The sequence below is a fragment of the Rossellomorea aquimaris genome (assembly GCF_001877785.1).
Classification (GTDB): domain Bacteria; phylum Bacillota; class Bacilli; order Bacillales; family Bacillaceae_B; genus Rossellomorea; species Rossellomorea aquimaris_A.
Map to the genome: position 1 here is coordinate 1 of NZ_MINN01000110.1, position 621 is coordinate 621.

Below are 621 nucleotides of genomic sequence, written 5' to 3' on the forward strand. Positions count from 1 at the left end.
GGTAGCCTTTATTGATGAAATCGAATATCGACCATAATTCAGACAAACGGTTTTCAATGGGGGTCCCGGTGAGCGCAATATGATGCTGCCCTTTAAATTTGCGGATCGTCCGCGATTGCTTCGTGTACATATTTTTGATGTTTTGGGCTTCGTCGAGCGTAATACTCGTCCATGTAATCGATTGGATTTCGACGCTGTCGGAAGAAGCGATGCCGTACGTCGACAGCACCACATCGGGTTGTTCCAATGCAAGCGAGTCCAGGAAAGCCTGGCCTTTCGGACGGTTGCTGCCGTAATGCGTCGCGACTTTTAAATCAGGTGCAAAACGTTCCAACTCTTTTTGCCAGTTGCCGAGAACCGAAGTTGGGCAAATGATGAGCGACGGCTGTTTCGGTTTTTCGCTGTGTACATGCAGCAAGTAAGCGATCAATTGAACGGTCTTGAAAAAAAAAAACCAGCCCCTTTTACATATACCCATCTCACAACACACTAAACGTACTCCTATCTCGTCTGCCTCCTTATTCGTTAACACAAAACCAACAAACACACACAAATACATGCAATAGTCTACAAGTCGACCAGCACACTGACTACTCTACCAGTGACACGCAAACCAAGAGA

The 621-nt window shown here is 46.4% G+C and carries 1 pseudogene; it reads right to left on the reverse strand.

What is annotated here, in order from left to right:
* Positions 1-442: pseudogene (locus BHE18_RS16720) on the reverse strand (SNF2-related protein); the annotation flags it as partial.
* Between the last annotated feature and the right edge of the window lie 179 nt (positions 443-621).